We start from the raw sequence: 18,875 nt of genomic DNA, 5'->3' as shown, positions 1-18,875 counted from the left end.
TGGTGTGCATAGTGACATTCGGTTTTTTACACCGGCTGCCCGCGGTCCACCTTGCTGCTGAGAATGATCGAGGTGGTGGTCTTCTCCACGCCGTCCAGGCTGCCGATCTGGTCCAGCAACTGGTCCAGTTGCTCGGGCGATTCGCTGCGCAGCCACGCTACGTAATCGAACTCGCCGCTCACCGCGCACAGTTGCTGCACTTGCCCCATGGCGCTCAGGCGCCGCACCACCTCGCGTCCGGAGCGCGGCTGCACGGTAATGCCTACGTACGCCTGCAGGCCGCCATCGACCACCCGTTGCCCGAGGCGCACGCCATAGCCGCTGATGACCTTGGTCTTCTCCAGCCGCGCCAGTCGCGCCGTCACCGTGGTGCGGGCGATACCCAGTTGCCGCGCAAGCGTCGCCACGCTTTCGCGGGCGTTGATCTGCAGGGCGGCGATCAACTGGCGGTCGATTTCGTCGAGGGTGATGCGGGCGTCGGGCATGAGGTTTCTCGGGTGCTACGGTCAGAATCGCCCCAGTGTACAGAGGGCGACAGCCGACTCAACCCGCCTTGAAACAATGCTCCAGTTGCGGAAACTGCCCGCCGCGCACTTCCCGTGCATAGTTGCCTAGCGCCTGGTCGATGGCGCCGTGCAGTTCGGCGTAGCGTTTGACGAAACGCGGTTGGTATTCGCCGAACAGGCCCAGCAGGTCCTCCGTCACCAACACCTGCCCGTCGCAGGCCGGTGAGGCGCCGATGCCGATGGTGGGAATCTCCAGCGTTTCGCTCAGGGCGCGGGCCAGGGGTTCGGCGATGCCTTCCAGCACAATCGAGAACGCGCCGGCCGCCTGCATCGCCACGGCGTCACGCCGCACCTTGGCGGCGCTGGCTTCATCCCGGCCCTGGGCCTTGAAGCCGCCCAGGCTGTTGACCTGCTGCGGCATCAGGCCGACATGGGCCATCACCGGAATCCCGCGCTGGGTGAGAAAGGCCACGGTCTCGGCCATCTCCTCGCCGCCTTCGAGCTTGATGCCTTGTGCGCCGGTGTCGCGCAGTACCTTCGAGGCGTTCACGAAGGCTTGCTCCGGCGAGGCCTGGTAACTGCCGAACGGCATGTCCACTACCACGCAGGCGCGTTGTGCGCCGCGCATCACCGCCTGGCCGTGGGCGATCATCATGTCGAGGGTGACGCCCAGCGTGCTGGGCATGCCGTACAGCACCATGCCCACCGAGTCGCCGACGATGATCACATCGGCGTGGGCATCCACCCAGCGCGCCATCGGCAGACTGTAGGCGGTCAGCGCCACCAGACTGCCGGCGCCCTTGCGCTGGCGGAGGGTGGGGATGGTCAGGCGGCTGAGGGGTATCGCTGTACTCATGATCCGGGCTCCTGCGTTGTTCAACGAGACGCGACGCAGGCTAACATCGGGCCTCGTGGCTCACTTGAGCAAAGGAGACGAGCAATGCCGCACACGGGACAATCCGTACCCGCCGTGCCGGAGCGACTGGAGCGCCCGGTCCATGGCCGTATGTTCGATATTCCCGCAGGCTACCGGGTAGACATGCACAGCCACGACTGGGTGCAGTTCACCTATGCCAGCGCCGGGATCATGCAGGTGCTGACCGAGCACCATAGCTACCTGCTGCCACCGCAATGCGCGGTGTGGATTCCGCCTGGCGTGCGCCATACCGTCTACAGCGATAGGGCGCTGGCGTTCCGCAGCCTCTACCTGACGGACACCGTGCTCAACGGCTACCAGCGCGAGTGTGCGGTGCTACAGGTGACGCCGCTGGTACGCGAACTGATCGACAAGGCCAGCGGCTTTGCCAGCGACTATCCCGAGCTGGGCCCGCAAGCACGATTGCTGCAGGTGCTGGTGGACGAAGTCCGTGAACTGTCAGAAGCGCCCTTCAGCCTGCCCCTGCCCAGCGACCCGCGCCTGCGGCGCATCACCGACGCCTTGCAGGCCGAACCGGGCGACAACCGCAGCATCGAGGCCTGGGCGCATCTGGTCGGCGCGTCGCGGCGTACGCTGGTGCGACTGTTCCAGGCGCAGACGCAGTTGTCGTTCCAGGGCTGGCGTCAGCGCCTGCGTTTGCTGGCGGCGTTGCCGATGTTGGCCGATGGAGTGAGTGTGACCGCGGTTGCCAATGAGCTGGGGTACGACTCGGTGTCGGCGTTCATTGCTTTGTTTCAGCGGCATTATGGCGAGACGCCGGGGGCCTCGCGTTGGTCGGCGTGATCTGTCAGGTCCGGGCCAGCGCCTGCCGAGTCAACCGCAGAAGACTTTCAGTTTCGGCGATCAGCTCAGTCAGCAGGTTTTCGTCCTCGTGCATGTACCCCTCGTACTCGGCCAGGTTCCGACGCTCATGGCACAACCCGAAGAGTCGAACTGTTGTTTTTTCCAGATCCAGAGTGTGCCTCAGGCACTGGAACACCAGATAGCGCCGGTCCGAACGATAGCCTTGCAAGCGCAGGGCGGTCAGGGCCAAAGCGTGCGCCGAATTGTAGGCGAGGTCGAACCGGCTCGAAAATGACAATGCCGTATTGCGAGCATCCTGCAACCGATCGGTAGCCGACCTCATCAGCCCCTCGCACTCCCGCCTGTCTGGAGGTTCGGCTTTCAAGCCACCGGATCGGACGAGATTCTCAAGATTGTCGCTGTTTCCCATGCATGACCTCGTCTGGATGGCTTTCCATCAATTCGATTTTTTCCTGTTGCTCTACGCGAAGCACGAAGCTATTGCCGTCCTCTTTCTTTTTCTGCCAGTCAGATGGCGTGTAGAGCGTGGGATTGATCGTACGTTCGAGTCGGTCCTCTACGGGAAGCAGGTACTCCATGACATCGCTATAGGCGAGATCGTGGCCAATAAGCATGAGGTCTACATCACTGTTGGCATGCTCGCTGCCCTTGGCGATGGAACCATAGATAAATGCCCGGGTGAGTTGTTTGTTGAGAGGCTCCAGGGCGGAGCGAAGCTGTTCAGCGATGCCGAAGGTCTTGCGCACTATGCCGAGCAATTCCGCATAGATCGGGCATTCAGGATTGGCCTGGTAATGGGTCTGGTTGCCTCGGCGAGTCAGCGTCAGGATGCCTGAACGCTGCAGGCGATCCAATTCCCGTACCAGGCTGCCTGTGCCGACCTGCGCCTGGCGAGAGATCTCGTTGGTGTAGAAACTCTGATCTGGCTTGCCATACAGCAGTCCCAGAATCTTCTGCTGAGTTTTGGAAAACAGGGCATCGCTGAGCGGGAGCATGGTTGAAACCAATCGTTCCTAAAAAGGGAACGATAGATCCCATTATGGGAATCTTCAAGCCTGCGCGGTGCGGTGATCGGTGAAAACCCAGCATCCAGACACGACAAAGCCGCGCAATTGCGCGGCTTTGGTGTGATCTGGTGGGCCCACACGGACTCGAACCGTGGACCAAAGGATTATGAGTCCTCTGCTCTAACCGACTGAGCTATAGGCCCCAGTGGTCGCGGATTATATCGAGGGATTCCATGCGGTGCCATCCGAAAGATCCGAAAGTACTATGCGTAAAAACGACTCGGCGAAGGATTTTGGTGGCAGCGGCAGGCTGACGATGTAGCCCTGGATCTGTTCGCAGCCTTCGGCGGCGAGGAATTGTTGCTGGGCCGGGGTCTCCACGCCCTCGGCGATGATGGTCAGTTGCATGCTGCGGCCCAGGGCGATGATGGCACGGGCGATGGCGGCGTCGTGGGGATCGTCGGGCAGGCCGCGGATGAAGGATTGGTCGATCTTGAGGATGTCCAGCGGCAAACGCTTGAGGTAGCTCAGGGACGAGTAGCCGGTGCCAAAGTCGTCGATGGCCAGTTGCACGCCCAGGCGCTTGAGCTGGTGCAGGATGGCCAGGCCTTCTTCGGCCTGGCTCATGATGAAGTTCTCGGTGATCTCCAGTTGCAGGTCGCCCGCCTTGAGCTGGTAGGTCTTGAGCAACTGTTCGATGCGCCGTACCAGCCCCGGCTGGCGCAGTTGGGCGCCGGCAAGGTTGACCGACAGTGGTCCGAAAGCCTGGTAATGACGTTTCCATTCCTGCATTTGCTTGCAGGCGCGCTCCAGCACCCAGTCGCCGAGGGGAAGGATCATGCCGTTCTCTTCCGCGAGCGGGATGAAGCGCTCGGGCGGTACGTCGCCGAAGGTCGGGTGGCTCCAGCGGATCAGGGCTTCGGCGCCGACCAGGGTGTGGGTCTTGAGGCTCAGCTTGGGCTGGAAATACAGGCTCAGTTCATCGCGTTCGATTGCCCGGCGCAGTTCCTGTTCAAGGGCGATGCGCTCGCTGGCCTGGGCGGTGAGGTCACGGGTGTAGGCTTCGACGCGGTTGCGGCCCTTGGCTTTGGAGCGGTACATCGCGGCGTCGGCATTGCGGATCAGCGAGGCGACATCGGTACCGTCCTGTGGATAAAGGCTGATGCCGATGCTGGCGCTGGAGAAGAACTCGTGATCGCCGGCCTGGAACGGCGCGCTGAAGCAGGCCAGCACTTTGTGCGCGATGTGCTCGGCATCGCTGGCCTGGTGCAGACCCGGCAGGAGAATGATGAATTCGTCGCCTCCCAGTCGGGCCACGGTGTCGATGTCTCGCACCTGTTCCTTGAGGCGATGGGCGATGGCCTTGAGCAGCAGGTCGCCGACCGGATGGCCGAGGCTGTCGTTGATGTGCTTGAAGCGGTCCAGGTCGAGGAACAGCACGGCGCCCTGGCGGCTGGATGCCTGCGGGCAATGCAGCGCGGCCTGCAGGCGGTTTTCGAACAGGGTGCGGTTGGGCAGGCCGGTCAGCGGGTCATGATGGGCCTGGTAGTCGAGCTTGGCCTGGGCGTGCTTGAGGCTGGAGATGTCGGCGAACACCGCGACGAAGTGTGTGGTGCCCAGTTCCGGATTGCGCACGGCGCTGATGGTCAGCCAGCCGGGATAGAGTTCGCCGTTCTTGCGCCGGTTGAGGATCTCGCCCTGCCAGTGGCCTTCGGCGCTCAACTGATGCCACATGGCGGCGTAGAAGGCGCTGTCGTGCTGGCCGGAGGCGAGCAGGCGCGGTGTCTGGCCAAGTACTTCGGCTTCGCCGTAACCGGTGATTTCAGTAAAGGCACGGTTGACCGCGCTGATGCGTTGTTCGGTATCGGTGATCAGTACGCCTTCGGCCGTGTTCTCGAAGACGGTCGCCGCCAATTGCAGTTTTTCCTGCATCTGGTGGCGGTCGGTGATGTCGCGGGCGATGGTCAGCATGCAGTCGATGCCGCCAATGGGCAGCGGTCGGGACGACAGTTCGCAGAGGCGGATCTGGCCATCGGCGCGGCGCAGGTTGCAGGTGAAGTCGCGAACGAAACCGTCCCGTTGCAGCAGCTCCACCATTTGCCGGCGTTCGTTGAGATCGACCCAGATGCCCAGGTCGATGGCGGTATGGTCCAGGGACGAGTGCATGTCGAAGCCGGTCAGGCGGCAGAAACCCTCGTTGACCTCCAGCAGCAAGCCATCGCTCTGACGCGACAGCAGCATGCCGTCGGGCGAGGCGTGGAAGGCCTTGGCGAATTTTTCTTCGGAAATCTGCAGTTGCTGCTGGGTTTCCTTGAGCTGGCTGATGTCGCGCACCGCCACGACCAGCGCAGGCGTGCTCTCCAGGTCGAAAGACTCCGCCGAAATCAGTCCTGTGAACAACTGGCCGTTGCTGCGGCGGAAGGTCATTTCCAGGTTGCGCACGCTGCCCCGTTGCAGGCGCTCCAGCAGACCGGGGCCGATGCCGTCGATTCCCCAGATGTTCAGTTCGGTGGCGGTGCGGCCGATCACCTCGGACGGGCTGAGGCCGATCTGTTCCTCGAAGGTCTCGTTCACTTCCATCAGGCAACCGTCGCTGAGGCGGGCGATGACCAGGATGTCCGGGCATTGATGGAACACCGAGGCGAACTTCTGTTCCGACAGACGCAGTGCCTGTTCGGTGTGCTTGGCTTCGCTGATGTCGATCATGATGCCGCGCATCACCGGCCTGTGGCCGTGCTCGATCAGGCTGACGATGTCGCGGATCCAGATGGTCCGGCCATCGGCGCGAATCACTCGGTAGTCCAGGCTGTGATCGCGGCCGGCGGCGGTTTCGGCGTCGCAGTAGGCCTGGGCCCAGAGCGCGTCCTCGGGGTGCAGGATGGTGCGCCAGAAACCGGGAATCAGCCACTGGCTCAGGGGATAGCCCAGCAGGTCTTCGGCATGGGGCGAAACATAGTTGTAGGTGAAATCGTTGGCATCGGCTTCCCAGGCGATGGCCGACAGGCTTTCTACCAGGCCGCGGTAGTGGTATTCGCTGCTGCGCAATTCCTGCTCAAGCGCGATACGCCGGGAAATCTCCGAACTGAGCCGGCGATTGACGCGGATGACTGCGCCCAGGATCGCCGCCATGAACAACAGGCCTGGCAGGCCGTAGATCAGCAGGTCCTGCCAGAAGTCGCGGTGGTCCATCACATTGCCGACCCAGCGCTGCTGGATGGCGCTGACTTCTTCCGGCGCGATGTCGGCGATGGCTTTGTCGAGGATGCCCACCAGGATCTTCTCGTCCTGTGGCACGCCCATGGCCAACTGGTAGCGGTATGGCGTTTCGCCGCTGACGTAGAGACCCTCCAGTTTCAGCTCACGCAGGCTCCAGACGCTGGAGGCGAGATCACCGACCACGGCGTCCACCTCGTCGGTGGCCAGTGCCTGCAGCGCCGAACTGACGTTGGGCATGGCGACGAGGTTGAGGTCGGGGTGGTGGCTGCGCAGCAGTTCGTGGGGGGCGTAATCGGCGACCACGGCGATCTTCAGGCCGTACAGGTCCTTGATCCCTCTGGGCTGCGCTCCGCCCTCGTGGGACAGGATGACGATGGGGAAATCGAGATAGGGGCGGGTGAACGACAGATAGGCCTGGCGCTCCGGCGTGGACATCACGCCGGGCAGCAGGTCGAGTTGATGCTGGCGGGCCTGTTCCAGCACTTGCGACCACGCCAGGGGCTCGCCCAGGACGAACTCGATTCCCAGGCGCTCCTGAATGGCATGGATGTAATCGGCGGCCAGTCCCTGGTAACGGCCTTCCTGGTCACGGTATTCGAACGGCAACCACGAAGCATCAACGCCCAGGCGCAGAGTGTGATGCGCGCTGAGCCATGCCTGTTCCTCATCGGTCAGGGTCAAGGCGCCGGCCGTAGCACTCCAGGGCAACAGGAGCGACAGCAGGAGGGCCGGCATTCTCGGCATATCGGCCTCGTCGATCTGATGGATAGATTCGAGTGTAGACGGGCATTTTGCCTACAGGGCCGCGTTCGACAGCAGGTTTTGCCGGGACTGGAAAAGAAAAACCCCGGCATGTGCCGGGGTTCGTCTTGATTGCCTGTCTTACTCGTCGAGGAACGAGCGCAGATGCTCGCTTCGCGTCGGGTGACGCAGCTTGCGCAGCGCCTTGGCTTCGATCTGACGGATCCGCTCGCGGGTCACGTCGAACTGCTTGCCGACTTCTTCGAGGGTGTGATCGGTGTTCATGTCGATACCGAAACGCATGCGCAGCACCTTGGCTTCGCGTGCGGTCAGGCCCGAGAGCACGTCACGGGTAGCTTCCTTGAGGCTTTCGACGGTAGCGACATCGATTGGCGACTGCATGGTCGAGTCTTCGATGAAGTCACCCAGATGCGAATCTTCGTCGTCGCCGATCGGCGTTTCCATAGAGATCGGCTCTTTGGCGATCTTCAGAACCTTGCGGATCTTGTCCTCAGGCATCTCCATGCGTTCGCCCAGCTCTTCCGGCGTCGGTTCGCGACCCATTTCCTGCAGCATCTGCCGGGAAATACGGTTGAGCTTGTTGATCGTCTCGATCATGTGCACCGGGATACGGATGGTGCGGGCCTGGTCGGCGATCGAGCGAGTGATCGCCTGACGGATCCACCAGGTGGCATAGGTCGAGAACTTGTAGCCGCGACGGTATTCGAACTTGTCCACCGCCTTCATCAGGCCGATGTTGCCTTCTTGGATCAGGTCGAGGAATTGCAGGCCGCGGTTGGTGTACTTCTTGGCGATCGAGATCACCAGACGCAGGTTGGCCTCGACCATTTCTTTCTTGGCACGACGAGCCTTGGCTTCACCGATCGACATGCGACGGTTGATGTCCTTGATCTCGGCGATGGTCAGGCCGGTTTCGGTCTCGAGGTCTACCAGTTTCTGCTGGCAGCGCACGATGTCTGCGTCAAGGCGACCCAGGGCTTCGGCCCACTTGGTGCTGCGCTTGGCGAGGTCGCCGCTCCAGGTCAGGTCGACTTCGTTGCTCGGGAACAGACGCAGGAAGTCGGCGCGAGGCATGCGGGCGTCACGGACGCACAGTTGCATGATGGCGCGTTCCTGGGCGCGCAGGCGATCCAGGGCGCCGCGAACGCGCTCGACCAGGACTTCGAACTGCTTGGGAACCAGCTTGATCGGCATGAACAGCTCGGCCAGGGCCAGCAGCTCGGCTACGCCTTGCTTGCTGTCGCGACCATGCTTCTTGAGGATCTTGGACGTGGCTTCCAGTTGTTCGGCGACGGCGCCGAAACGCTGGCGAGCGACTTCCGGATCGGGACCGCTTTCGGCCTCTTCCTCTTCCTCGGCGTTTTCGTCCTTTTCCTCGTCTTCGTCGTCGCTCTCGACGGCGGCGGCAGACTTGGTATCGACGGGCGGCGGCATTTCGGTCGGCGCCGCGATGCTGTCGTCCGGATCGATGTAGCCGCTCAGGACGTCGGACAGGCGACCGCCTTCGACGGTGACGCGGTCGTATTCTCCGAGGATGTATTCGACGGTACCGGGGAAGTGGGCGATGGCGCTCATCACTTCACGGATGCCTTCCTCGATCCGCTTGGCGATTTCGATCTCGCCTTCGCGGGTCAGGAGCTCGACGGTACCCATTTCGCGCATGTACATGCGCACCGGGTCGGTGGTGCGACCGATGTCGGTTTCCACGGCCGCCAGCGCAGCCGCGGCTTCTTCGGCCGCGGCTTCGTCGGTGTCGGCTTCGGCCAACAAAAGGGCATCCGCATCCGGAGCACTCTCGAATACGTTGATCCCCATGTCGTTGATCATGCGGATGATGTCTTCCACCTGTTCCGGATCTGAAATATCCTCTGGCAGGTGGTCGTTGACCTCCGCGTAAGTCAGGTAGCCCTGCTCACGACCGCGGGTGATCAACTCTTTGATGCGAGACTGCTGTTGCGCTTTTCCGGACATAACACCCTATCCACTGAAGGTCTTGGCGGGCAAAAAACAAGCCGAGGATTATACCCGAGCATGGACCTCACGCGCCAGTTGAGGTCGGGGTTTGTGCGGGAACATTGCGATTGAGAAGGTCACGCAACTGGTTTTTTTCCTCTGCGCTCAATTCGCTTTGACGTGCTTTTCGCAGCAGATGTTCCAGGCTGCGCTCGCGTTGGCGAGCGGACAAGCTAGTTATAGTGTCGAAAAACTGTTGTTCAAGGTTGTCGGCGTCAATCAGCCATTCCTTTTCCGCCAGCGCCCGCAGTAGACGACCTTGCTCGGTACCATGCCAGCGGGCGATCAACTGTAATGAGCGTAGCTCAGGATTCTTCTGCAGGGCTTCGAGCAGCGCCACCAGCAGTTGCGCGTAAAGATGCTCTTCAGCGGCGAAGTGGCTGGTTTCCTCGACTTTCCTGGCCAGTTGCGGGTGATGCAACAACGTACGCAAGGCCGTGATGGTCGGCGGCTCGACCGAGGTCGGTACCCGCGGTGGATGGAATTCCTGGCGCTTGCCGTTGCGATCCCACGACTTGCCTTTCTTGTCCCAGGGTTTGTCTTCCCACTTCTTTTTCTGCTGCTGCCCGCCGGGGTTGGGCGTCCATTGCTGCTGCGGCTGGAAATGTTCCGGCTGGTGAAAGTCGCTGTAGTCCGGGGTGTAGTCGGGAATGCCGTCGTAGTCGATGCCAGGATCGTAGGCGGGCGGCGAGGACTCTCGCGGCGCGCTCTGGGCCAGTTGTTCGACCTGCTGGTTGTCGAGCCCGGTGATTTCCTTCAGGCGGTTGCGCATCAGGGCGCGCAGGTTGGCCCCGGGTACCTTGTCGATCAGCGGCGCGGCGAGGGTGGCCATATGGGCCTTGCCTTCCAGCGAGCGCGGGTCTGCTTCTTCGGTCAGTTGCTGGAAGAAATAATCGGCCAGTGGCTGGGCGTGCTGGTTGATCCGGGCGCGGAAGGCATCGGTGCCTTCGGCACGGACCAGGCTGTCCGGGTCTTCGCCTTCGGGCAGGAACAGGAAGCGCGCCTTGCGGCCATCCTGCAGGCTCGACAGGGTGGCTTCCAGTGCGCGCCAGGCCGCGTTGCGGCCGGCCTGGTCGCCGTCGAAGCAGAACAGCACGCTGGGCACGACCCGGAACAGACGCTTGAGGTGCTCTTCGCTGGTCGCCGTGCCCAGGGTCGCCACCGCGTTGCGCAGGCCCTGCTGGGCCAGGGCGATGACGTCCATGTAGCCTTCGACGACGATGATTTCGTCGAGGTTGCGGTTGAACTTGCGCGCCTCGTACAGCCCGTACAGTTCCTGGCCCTTGTGGAACACAGGCGTTTCCGGAGAGTTGAGGTACTTGGGCTTGTCGTCGCCCAGCACGCGCCCGCCAAAGGCGATCACCCGGCCGCGGCTGTCGCGGATCGGGAACATCACCCGGTCGCGGAAGCGGTCGTAGCGCTTGCCGCTCTCGGCGTTCTCGATGAGCAGTCCGGCGTCGATCATGGCCTTCTGCTGCAGGGTGTCGCTGCCCAGGTGCTTGAACAGGTTGTCCCAGCCGGGCGGGGCGAAGCCGAGACCGAAGTCGCGGGCGATCTCCCCGGACAGGCCGCGCCCCTTGAGGTAATCCACCGCAGCCTTGCGGGTCGGATGGCTTTTCAGGGCCTGGCGGTAGAACTCGGCGGCGGCCGTAAGCAGCGGATAGAGCGGCGAGTCGGTGGGCTGGCGCGGCTTGTGCCCGCGACCGCTTTCCTCCCGAGGGACCTCCATGCCTGCGGCTTTGGCCAGTTCCTCGACGGCCTGGGGAAAGTCCAGGTTGTCGTGGTCCATGATGAAGCCGAGGGCATTGCCGCCGGCGCCGCAGCCGAAGCAGTAATAGAACTGCTTGTCGGGGCTGACGCTGAAGGAGGGCGTCTTTTCCTTGTGGAAGGGGCAGCAGGCAGTGAGGTTCTTGCCGGCCTTTTTCAGCTGGACGCGGGAGCTCACCACATCGACGATGTCGGTGCGGTTGAGAAGGTCGTCAATGAAGCTTTGGGGAATCAGCCCGGCCATGGCTCTCTCGTCATCAGGCGATAACAAAGTCTATCGCTAATGCTGCGGGAACGGCGGTGCATTCGAACGGGGTGTCGAATGGCATGACGCAAAAAACGGAATTGGAAGAGTGTGCTCGTCTGCAGCCGGTAAGGGCTCGTCAGGGTGACGTGCACGGCTGGCGTTGTGGGCCAGTTCTGACGATTTAGGCAGGTTGCCCGCACTGTAAAACAGCCTGGGCCTCTCTGGCGTCGCGACGAAAGTCGCTGACCGGAGAAAACAGCAGCTTCAGGTGCCAACAGCCCGGCTCGAGGCCGGGCTAGGCAGAAGCTTGCGACAGACGTCTGTATTAGTACAGACGAACGGCGCGGCGCTGTTCGCGCTGAACTTTCTTGGCGTGACGCTTAACAGCAGCAGCTGCCTTGCGCTTACGCTCGGAAGTTGGCTTCTCGTAAAATTCGCGGCTACGAACTTCAGCCAGTACACCGGCTTTTTCGCAGGAGCGCTTGAAACGACGCAGAGCTACGTCGAAGGGTTCGTTCTCTTTAACTTTGACGGCTGGCATCCAGAGCTACCTTCATTCATTACCGGGGTCAACGAACTCGTGGCAGAAATGTGCGCTGGAGTACGTCGGTTTTTAAGGGTTGCGGATGTTAACCCTTAGCCAGCCGGAATGCAAAGCCTCTGATCGAAAACCGCTGGTCGGCATCGGGAGCGGGGACTATCATGCGCGCCTTCGAATTCAGCCTCGACAAGGCAAACACCCATGCTAGTACTGGGATTGGAAACATCCTGCGATGAAACCGGCGTCGCGCTCTACGACAGCGAGCGTGGCCTGTTGGCCGACGCGCTATTCAGCCAGATCGACCTGCACCGCGTCTACGGCGGCGTAGTGCCTGAACTGGCCTCCCGCGATCACGTCAAGCGCATGCTGCCGCTGATCCGCCAGGTGCTGGACGAGGCTGGCTGTGCTGCCAGCGAAATCGACGCCATCGCCTACACCGCCGGTCCCGGCCTGGTGGGCGCGCTGCTGGTCGGAGCGTCCTGCGCTCAGGCCCTGGCCTTCGCCTGGGGCATCCCGGCCCTGGGTGTACACCATATGGAAGGTCACCTGCTGGCGCCGATGCTTGAAGAGCAGCCTCCGGAGTTTCCGTTCGTCGCCTTGTTGGTGTCCGGTGGCCATACGCAACTGGTGCGGGTCGACGGTATCGGTCGCTACGAACTGCTCGGCGAGTCGCTGGACGATGCGGCGGGCGAGGCGTTCGACAAGACCGCCAAGCTGATCGGCCTGAAGTACCCCGGCGGCCCTGAAATCGCCCGTCTGGCGACCCAGGGCGTACCGGGCCGCTTCACTTTCCCGCGGCCGATGACCGATCGCCCGGGCCTGGACTTCAGCTTCAGTGGCCTGAAAACCTTCGCCCTCAACACCTGGCAGCAGTGCAAAAGTGCTGGGGACGACGGCGAGCAGACTCGTTGCGACATCTCGCTGGCCTTCCAGCAGGCCGTGGTGGAGACTCTCACCATCAAGTGCCGACGGGCGCTCAAGCAGACGGGGCTCAAGCGCCTGGTGATCGCCGGTGGCGTGAGCGCCAACAAGGCACTGCGCGCGTCGCTCGAAGAAATGACCGCCGGTCTCAAGGGCAATGTCTACTACGCGCGCCCGCAGTTCTGTACCGACAACGGCGCGATGATCGCCTATGCCGGTTGCCAGCGCCTGAAGGCCGGCCAGCACGAAAGCCTGGCGATCAGCGTGCAGGCACGCTGGCCGATGGAGCAGTTGCAGGCGATCTGAAACTGAGCGCTGCTCGGGTTCAGGGTTCAGAAGTGTCGTTCACGGCCGGCGAACAGGTCGCGCAGATTGCCACGATGCCGCCAGACGATCAGTAGCGTCAGCAGGCTCATCGGCAGCAGGGCTTCCGGCTCGCGCCAGGCCAGCAGTGGCAGGGTCAGGGGCGTTGCGATCAGCGCGGCCAGCGAGCTGGTGCGAGTGAGGTAGAAGGTCAGCAGCCAACTGCCGATGGCCAGCAGGGCGGCCGGCAGATAGAGGCCGAGCAGCATGCCCGCGGCGGTGGCGACGCCCTTGCCGCCCCTGAAGCGGAAGTAGAGCGGGAACAGGTGGCCAATGACCGCCCAGAGCCCGATCCAGGCTTGCTGCTGCTGGTCCAGACCAGCAGCATGGGCCAGCAAGACCGGCAACAACCCCTTGCACAGGTCGCCCAGCAGGGTCAGGATCGCCAGCTTGCGCCCTGCCAGGCGCAACATATTGGTGGCACCGGCATTGCCTGAGCCGCTCATGCGCGGATCGGGGCTGCCGTTCAGGCGGCTGAGGACGATGGCGAAGGACAGCGAGCCGAGCAGGTAGGCGAACAACGCCAGAAACCAAAACATGCTAACTATTCCGGGGCGAGGACGTCCCGATTCTAACGGCGCAAGGCGCCCTTGTCGTGCTGTGGAGAGAAGTGCTTGGACAGAGTGTTCATCGAGGGGCTGGAAGTCGATACCGTGATCGGTGCCTATGACTGGGAGCGCGGCATCCGCCAGTGCCTGCGGCTGGACCTGCGATTCGCCTGGGACAACCGCCTGGCGGCGGCGGATGACGACCTGACCCTCGCCCTGGACTATGCCAGTGTTTCGTCGCGAATCCAGGCGTTCGCCGAGCAGGCGCAGTTCCAGTTGGTCGAGACCTTCGCCGAGCGTCTGGCGGCGGTTCTGATGGACGAATTCGGCATTCCCTGGCTGCACCTCAAGCTGACCAAGCCCGGCGCCGTACCTGCGGCCTCGGGCGTTGGTGTGGAGATCGAGCGCGGATGCCTCTGATACCGGTTTATCTTGGGCTCGGCAGCAATGTCGAGCGCGAGCGGCACCTGAACGCCGGGCTCGACGCTCTGGCTGGCTTTCTTCAGCAGATGCAATGCTCGGCCGTGTTCGAAAGCCAGGCCGTCGGCATCAAGAGCGGCCCGTTCTTCAATCTGGTCGTGACCGGCCTGACCGATCTGCCGTTGATCGAGCTGGATCGCCGGCTCAAGTTCATCGAGGCGGACAACGGTCGCTATGCCCCGGATCGCAAGGGCTTGCCGCTGGATATCGACGTGCTGATGTACGGCGACCTGCATGGCAACTTCGACGGGCTGATCCTGCCCCGTGCGGAAATCCTCAAGAACGCCTTCGTGCTCTGGCCGTTGTCGCTGATCGCGCCTGAGTTGATACACCCGGGCGTGGGCAAGAGCATGGCGCAGTTGTGGAAGGACGCACGGATCGATCAGGTGCTGGCGCCGGTTCCCTTTCTCTGGCATGACCGGCAGTTGACGCCTCAAGGGCTCTGATCGTCGCGTGCGCTTTGCTGCGACAGGGTATTCGGGGGTTTCTGATGCGGATGATAAGGCTTGTCATTCGAGGACAGGAACGGCACTTGCCCGTTCCTGCAGGCTTCAACTGGCAGCACTTTCCTTGTAGTCCTTGAGCGCATTCAGGCGAGCTTTCTTCAGTGCTTCACCCAGTGCCTGTCCGGCGTAGCCCTGTTCCACCAGTGGTTGCACCGCCACGTTCCTGGCTGCTTCGGCGGCTCCGCGCAGGTACCCGGCCTGTGGATAAGCACGATCCTCCAGTCCAAGCCGGCCTCGCGCATCCATCTCGCAGGCCATGACGAACTCCTCGAAACGCTGGGGGCGCCGATACACGTCGAACCGCTGCAGCAGTTCCAGCAGCGTGGACGGTTTCAGCTCCAGTGCCCGGTGACCGTGGGTGTGGAACTCGCCGACCAGCAACGCCAGTTCCTGACAGTCCCGAGGCGCCTTGAAACGCTGGTTGACCGCTTCGATCAGTTTCAGGCCGCGGTGCTCGTGGGCTATATGCCTTGGCCACTGCGATTCCGGCGTGGTGCCTTTGCCCAGGTCGTGCAGCAGACAGGCCCAGCGTACCGTGAGTGGCTGCTGGTGCCGTGCGGCCTGTTCCAGTACGGAGAGGGTGTGGGCGCCGGTGTCGATTTCCGGATGATGGGCGGGGGGCTGCGGGACGCCGAAGAGGGCATCGACTTCCGGCATCAGTTGCTCGAGGGCACCACAGTCCCGGAGCACTTGGATGAACACCTGTGGGGCGTCTTCCATCAGCGCTCTGGAAATCTCTTTCCAGCTGCGTTCGGCGGTGAGCGCTTTCAGCTCACCGGACTCGCTCAGTTGGCGCATCAGCGCCAGGGTGTCGGGGGCAACCTGAAAACCCAGGCCGGCAAAGCGCGCGGCAAAGCGGGCAACTCTCAGCACGCGCAAGGGATCTTCGGCGAACGCCGGGGAAACATGGCGCAGCAGGCGGGCGTCGAGGTCATTCTTGCCGTGGTAGGGATCGGTCAGGTTGCCTTCGCTGTCCTCGGCCATGGCGTTGATGGTGAGATCGCGGCGGATCAGGTCCTGTTCGAGGGTCACGTCGGGGCTGGCGTGGAAGGTGAAACCGCCGTAGCCAACACCGCTTTTACGCTCGGTGCGGGCCAGGGCGTATTCCTCGCCGGTCTTCGGGTGCAGGAACACCGGGAAATCACTGCCCACTGGACGAAAGCCCTCGGCCTGCATCTGTTCGACCGTGGCACCGACCACCACCCAGTCATTGTCGGTGACCGGCCTGCCGAGCAGGCGGTCGCGCACGGCGCCGCCGACTTTGTAGATCTGCATGAAAAACCTCCGTAGATGCCCCACAGGATAACCTGTGTGACATCACGGAGGCGGGTTGGATTACAGGTGAACGACCGCGAGATCGAGGCGGCCGTGGTCGCCATCGCCGTGTTCACCCCGTGGCGGGACGTGGTGGGTTTTCATGATCTGGTCGCCCTGCAGGGTTTCCAGGTGGATGTCGAAGCCCCACAGGCGGTGCAGGTGCTTGAGCACTTCCTCGGTGGACTCACCCAGGGGTTTGCGGTCGTGCTGCTGGTGGCGAAGGGTGAGGGAGCGGTCGCCGCGGCGGTCGATGCTCCAGATCTGCACGTTGGGCTCGCGGTTGCCGAGGTTGTACTGCGCCGCGAGGGTTTCGCGGATGGTCCGGTAGCCGCTTTCGTCGTGGATGGCCGGGACCAGCAGGTCATCGCGCTGATCGTCATCAAGGATGCTGAACAGCTTGAGGTCGCGCATGACCTTGGGCGAGAGGTACTGCAGGATGAAGCTCTCGTCCTTGAAGCTGCTCATGGCGAACTTGATGGCGGACAGCCAGTCGCTACCGGCAATTTCCGGGAACCAGCGACGGTCTTCTTCGGTCGGGTGCTCGCACATGCGGCGGATGTCGGTGTACATGGCGAACCCGAGGGCGTAGGGGTTGATGCCGTTGTAGTAGGGGCTGTCGAAGCCGGGCTGGAACACCACGCTGGTGTGGGACTGCAGGAATTCCAGCATGAAGCCGTCAGTGACCAGGCCTTCGTCGTACAGGTCGTTCATCAGGGTGTAGTGCCAGAACGTGGCCCAGCCTTCGTTCATCACCTGGGTCTGGCGCTGCGGATAGAAGTACTGGGCGATCTTGCGCACGATCCGCACGATCTCGCGTTGCCACGGCTCCAGCAGCGGGGCGTGCTTCTCGATGAAGTAGAGGATGTTTTCCTGGGGTTCGGCCGGGAAGCGCGCGGTGTCTTTCTCGCTGGCCTTGTCGGCGCTTTTCGGGATGGTCCGCCACAGGTCGTTGATCTGCCGCTGCATATGCTCTTCGCGGTCTTTCTGCCGGCGCCGCTCCTCCTCGGCGGATATCGGGTAAGGGCGTTTGTAGCGGTCGACGCCGTAGTTCATCAGGGCATGGCAGGAGTCGAGCAGGTCTTCAACCGCGTCGATGCCGTGGCGTTCCTCGCACTGGGTGATGTACTGCTTGGCGAACACCAGATAGTCGATGATCGAGCTGGCGTCGGTCCAGGTGCGGAACAGGTAGTTGCCCTTGAAGAAACTGTTGTGGCCATAGCAGGCGTGGGCCACCACCAGCGCCTGCATGCAGATGGTGTTCTCCTCCATCAGGTAGGCGATGCAGGGGTCGGAGTTGATGACGATCTCGTAGGCCAGGCCCATCTGGCCGCGGCTGTAGGACTTTTCAGTGCTGAGGAAGTGCTTGCCGTAGGACCAGTGGTGATAACCCAGCGGCATCCCCACCGAGGCATAGGCATCCATCATCTGCTCGGCAGTGATCACTTCGATCTGGTTGGGGTAGGTATCCAGGGCGTAGCGCTCGGCCAGACGGCTGATTTCGCGGTCATAGGCCTGAATGAGCTCGAACGTCCACTCGGATCCGGTGGAAATGGGATGGCGTTTCTGCTCTCTGGCGGTCATGTCACTAACCTGCGCTGGAAGAGTTCACGGAAGACCGGATAGATATCGCCGGCCGACACCAACTGTTGTTGCGCGAATGTGTCGGCGAAGGCTTCGCCGATACGCTCGTATTCGTACCACAGGGCCTGGTGTTCGCGGGGGGTGATCTCAACGTAAGTGTAGTACTGCACGAACGGCATGATCTGCTTGCTGAGAATCTCGCGGCAGATGGGCGAGTCGTCGTTCCAGTTGTCGCCATCCGAGGCCTGGGCGGCGTAGATGTTCCATTCGTTGGCCGGATAGCGTTCGGCCATGATTTCCTGCATCAGTTTCAGAGCGCTGGAGACGATGGTGCCGCCAGTCTCGCGGGAATAGAAAAACTCCTCTTCGTCCACTTCGCGGGCGCTGGTGTGGTGGCGAATGAACACCACTTCGATGCGGTCGTAGTTTCGCTTCAGGAACAGGTACAGCAGGATGAAGAAGCGTTTGGCGATGTCCTTGGTGGCCTGGGTCATGGAGCCGGAAACGTCCATCAGGCAGAACATCACCGCCTTGGAGCTGGGGTTGGGATGCTTCACCAGCAGGTTGTACTTGAGGTCGAAGGTGTCGAGGAAAGGAATGCGGTTGATGCGCGCGCTCAGGCGTTCGATTTCCTGCTCGATTGCCTGGATATCGCCGAAGTTGTCTGGCTCTTCCCGTTTCAGCCGGGCCAGTTCCTCTCGCGCCTCGCGCAGTAGCGCGCGACTGCTGCCGGAAAGAGCGATGCGGCGGGCATGGGCCGAACGCAGGGTGCGGATGATGTTGATCCGCGACGGGTTGCCTTCGTTGCTGATCCCGGCGCGTACGGTCTTGAAGGTGTCGGTGCCGGTCAGGTGACGCTTGACCAGGTTGGGCAGTTCGAGGTCTTCGAACATGAATTCGAGGAATTCTTCCTGGGTGATCTGGAAGACGAACTCGTCCATGCCTTCGCCGGAGTTGCCGGCCTTGCCGCGGCCGCCGCCGCCTCCGCCACCCTGTGGGCGCGGGATGTGCTCGCCGGCGGTGAATTCCTTGTTGCCTGGGTGAACAACGGTCTGCTTGCCGCCACGACCGTGGTGCAGCACCGGCTCGTCGATATCGCGTCCGGGGATGCTGATCTGCTCGCCATGTTCCATATCGGTGATGGAACGGCGGCTTACGGCTTCCTCGACGGCTTTCTTGATGTGGTCACGGTAGCGCCGCAGGAAGCGCTGGCGGTTGACCGTGCTCTTGTTCTTGCCGTTCAGGCGTCGGTCGATTACGTAGCTCATGGGCCCCTCCGGTAATACAGCTGCAAGCTTCAAGCTACGAGCTGCAAGTAAAAGCGTTCGCCAGTGTCGCCGGTCGTGCGGCGTGCCGGAG

At 62.4% G+C, this 18,875-nt stretch carries 16 protein-coding genes and 1 tRNA gene; 4 read left to right on the top strand and 13 right to left on the bottom strand.

Annotation, left to right across the window (positions count from 1 at the left end; genetic code table 11):
• Positions 1-26: 26 nt before the first annotated feature.
• Both AC05QJ_RS29570 and panB read right to left on the bottom strand, forming a co-directional pair.
• Positions 27-485 carry an Lrp/AsnC family transcriptional regulator gene (locus AC05QJ_RS29570; RefSeq protein ID WP_476744702.1) on the bottom strand — a complete coding sequence of 153 codons (459 nt, stop codon included), beginning with the start codon at positions 483-485 and terminating at the stop codon, positions 27-29.
• Between the two features lie 58 nt (positions 486-543).
• Positions 544-1,362 carry a 3-methyl-2-oxobutanoate hydroxymethyltransferase gene (panB, locus tag AC05QJ_RS29565; RefSeq protein ID WP_476744701.1) on the bottom strand — a complete coding sequence of 273 codons (819 nt, stop codon included), beginning with the start codon at positions 1,360-1,362 and terminating at the stop codon, positions 544-546.
• An 84-nt stretch (positions 1,363-1,446) separates the two neighbouring features.
• Here panB and AC05QJ_RS29560 point away from each other — a divergent pair, with 84 nt between their 5' ends.
• A complete protein-coding gene (locus AC05QJ_RS29560) occupies positions 1,447-2,226 on the top strand; it encodes an AraC family transcriptional regulator (RefSeq protein ID WP_476744700.1) in 780 nt (259 codons plus the stop codon).
• A 4-nt stretch (positions 2,227-2,230) separates the two neighbouring features.
• On the opposite strand, the gene AC05QJ_RS29555 is transcribed toward AC05QJ_RS29560, so the two are convergent.
• The 7 genes from AC05QJ_RS29555 to rpsU form a co-directional block, all read right to left on the bottom strand.
• On the bottom strand, positions 2,231-2,656 hold the full coding sequence (locus tag AC05QJ_RS29555) for a hypothetical protein (RefSeq protein ID WP_476744699.1): 426 nt from the start codon (positions 2,654-2,656) through the stop codon (positions 2,231-2,233).
• Entirely contained in the window at positions 2,634-3,242 is a 609-nt protein-coding gene (locus tag AC05QJ_RS29550) for a nucleotidyltransferase domain-containing protein (RefSeq protein WP_476744698.1), read from the bottom strand. Before AC05QJ_RS29550 ends, AC05QJ_RS29555 begins: the two co-directional genes overlap by 23 nt.
• Before the next feature lie 138 nt (positions 3,243-3,380).
• Positions 3,381-3,457, bottom strand: a tRNA-Ile gene (locus tag AC05QJ_RS29545).
• Between the two features lie 13 nt (positions 3,458-3,470).
• A complete protein-coding gene (locus AC05QJ_RS29540) occupies positions 3,471-7,214 on the bottom strand; it encodes a bifunctional diguanylate cyclase/phosphodiesterase (protein WP_476744697.1) in 3,744 nt (1,247 codons plus the stop codon).
• A 138-nt stretch (positions 7,215-7,352) separates the two neighbouring features.
• Positions 7,353-9,203, bottom strand: a complete 1,851-nt coding sequence (gene rpoD, locus AC05QJ_RS29535) for an RNA polymerase sigma factor RpoD (RefSeq protein ID WP_476744696.1) — start codon at positions 9,201-9,203, stop codon at positions 7,353-7,355.
• Between the two features lie 67 nt (positions 9,204-9,270).
• Positions 9,271-11,256 (bottom strand): DNA primase, encoded by a 1,986-nt coding sequence (gene dnaG, locus AC05QJ_RS29530; RefSeq protein WP_476744695.1) that lies wholly within the window; start codon positions 11,254-11,256, stop codon positions 9,271-9,273.
• Between the two features lie 328 nt (positions 11,257-11,584).
• Positions 11,585-11,800 (bottom strand): 30S ribosomal protein S21, encoded by a 216-nt coding sequence (gene rpsU / locus AC05QJ_RS29525; protein WP_002551877.1) that lies wholly within the window; start codon positions 11,798-11,800, stop codon positions 11,585-11,587.
• A 201-nt stretch (positions 11,801-12,001) separates the two neighbouring features.
• Here rpsU and tsaD point away from each other — a divergent pair, with 201 nt between their 5' ends.
• Entirely contained in the window at positions 12,002-13,027 is a 1,026-nt protein-coding gene (gene tsaD, locus AC05QJ_RS29520) for a tRNA (adenosine(37)-N6)-threonylcarbamoyltransferase complex transferase subunit TsaD (RefSeq protein WP_476744694.1), read from the top strand.
• A gap of 26 nt (positions 13,028-13,053) precedes the next feature.
• Here tsaD and plsY read toward each other — a convergent pair whose 3' ends face one another.
• Positions 13,054-13,623 carry a glycerol-3-phosphate 1-O-acyltransferase PlsY gene (gene plsY, locus AC05QJ_RS29515; RefSeq protein ID WP_476744693.1) on the bottom strand — a complete coding sequence of 190 codons (570 nt, stop codon included), beginning with the start codon at positions 13,621-13,623 and terminating at the stop codon, positions 13,054-13,056.
• A gap of 75 nt (positions 13,624-13,698) precedes the next feature.
• On the opposite strand from plsY, the gene folB reads away from it, so the two are divergent.
• Both folB and folK read left to right on the top strand, forming a co-directional pair.
• Positions 13,699-14,052: a dihydroneopterin aldolase gene (folB, locus tag AC05QJ_RS29510; RefSeq protein ID WP_476744692.1), complete on the top strand. Its 354-nt coding sequence runs from the start codon at positions 13,699-13,701 to the stop codon at positions 14,050-14,052.
• Positions 14,043-14,558 carry a 2-amino-4-hydroxy-6-hydroxymethyldihydropteridine diphosphokinase gene (gene folK, locus AC05QJ_RS29505; RefSeq protein ID WP_476744691.1) on the top strand — a complete coding sequence of 172 codons (516 nt, stop codon included), beginning with the start codon at positions 14,043-14,045 and terminating at the stop codon, positions 14,556-14,558. The genes folB and folK overlap by 10 nt, the downstream gene beginning before the upstream one ends.
• Before the next feature lie 105 nt (positions 14,559-14,663).
• Here the strand turns inward: folK and AC05QJ_RS29500 are convergent, their stop codons facing one another.
• From AC05QJ_RS29500 to AC05QJ_RS29490, 3 genes are read right to left on the bottom strand one after another with little or no spacing between them, the layout of a single operon-like run.
• Positions 14,664-15,893 (bottom strand): multifunctional CCA addition/repair protein, encoded by a 1,230-nt coding sequence (locus tag AC05QJ_RS29500; protein ID WP_476744690.1) that lies wholly within the window; start codon positions 15,891-15,893, stop codon positions 14,664-14,666.
• Positions 15,894-15,953: 60 nt separating this feature from the next.
• Positions 15,954-17,516, bottom strand: a complete 1,563-nt coding sequence (locus AC05QJ_RS29495; protein WP_476744689.1) for a SpoVR family protein — start codon at positions 17,514-17,516, stop codon at positions 15,954-15,956.
• Entirely contained in the window at positions 17,513-18,784 is a 1,272-nt protein-coding gene (locus AC05QJ_RS29490; protein ID WP_476744688.1) for a YeaH/YhbH family protein, read from the bottom strand. The genes AC05QJ_RS29495 and AC05QJ_RS29490 overlap by 4 nt, the downstream gene beginning before the upstream one ends.
• Positions 18,785-18,875: the final 91 nt, after the last annotated feature.

The sequence above is a fragment of the Pseudomonas sp. TUM25319 genome (assembly GCF_056388475.1).
This window is presented reverse-complemented; position numbering and strand designations above follow the sequence as displayed.

Coding starts and splice junctions, on each gene's coding strand:
- AC05QJ_RS29570 (WP_476744702.1), bottom strand. CDS start 485: ATGCCCGACGCCCGCATCACCCTCGACGAAATCGACCGCCAGTTGATC.
- panB (WP_476744701.1), bottom strand. CDS start 1,362: ATGAGTACAGCGATACCCCTCAGCCGCCTGACCATCCCCACCCTCCGC.
- AC05QJ_RS29560 (WP_476744700.1), top strand. CDS start 1,447: ATGCCGCACACGGGACAATCCGTACCCGCCGTGCCGGAGCGACTGGAG.
- AC05QJ_RS29555 (WP_476744699.1), bottom strand. CDS start 2,656: ATGGGAAACAGCGACAATCTTGAGAATCTCGTCCGATCCGGTGGCTTG.
- AC05QJ_RS29550 (WP_476744698.1), bottom strand. CDS start 3,242: ATGCTCCCGCTCAGCGATGCCCTGTTTTCCAAAACTCAGCAGAAGATT.
- AC05QJ_RS29540 (WP_476744697.1), bottom strand. CDS start 7,214: ATGCCGAGAATGCCGGCCCTCCTGCTGTCGCTCCTGTTGCCCTGGAGT.
- rpoD (WP_476744696.1), bottom strand. CDS start 9,203: ATGTCCGGAAAAGCGCAACAGCAGTCTCGCATCAAAGAGTTGATCACC.
- dnaG (WP_476744695.1), bottom strand. CDS start 11,256: ATGGCCGGGCTGATTCCCCAAAGCTTCATTGACGACCTTCTCAACCGC.
- rpsU (WP_002551877.1), bottom strand. CDS start 11,800: ATGCCAGCCGTCAAAGTTAAAGAGAACGAACCCTTCGACGTAGCTCTG.
- tsaD (WP_476744694.1), top strand. CDS start 12,002: ATGCTAGTACTGGGATTGGAAACATCCTGCGATGAAACCGGCGTCGCG.
- plsY (WP_476744693.1), bottom strand. CDS start 13,623: ATGTTTTGGTTTCTGGCGTTGTTCGCCTACCTGCTCGGCTCGCTGTCC.
- folK (WP_476744691.1), top strand. CDS start 14,043: ATGCCTCTGATACCGGTTTATCTTGGGCTCGGCAGCAATGTCGAGCGC.
- AC05QJ_RS29500 (WP_476744690.1), bottom strand. CDS start 15,893: ATGCAGATCTACAAAGTCGGCGGCGCCGTGCGCGACCGCCTGCTCGGC.
- AC05QJ_RS29495 (WP_476744689.1), bottom strand. CDS start 17,516: ATGACCGCCAGAGAGCAGAAACGCCATCCCATTTCCACCGGATCCGAG.
- AC05QJ_RS29490 (WP_476744688.1), bottom strand. CDS start 18,784: ATGAGCTACGTAATCGACCGACGCCTGAACGGCAAGAACAAGAGCACG.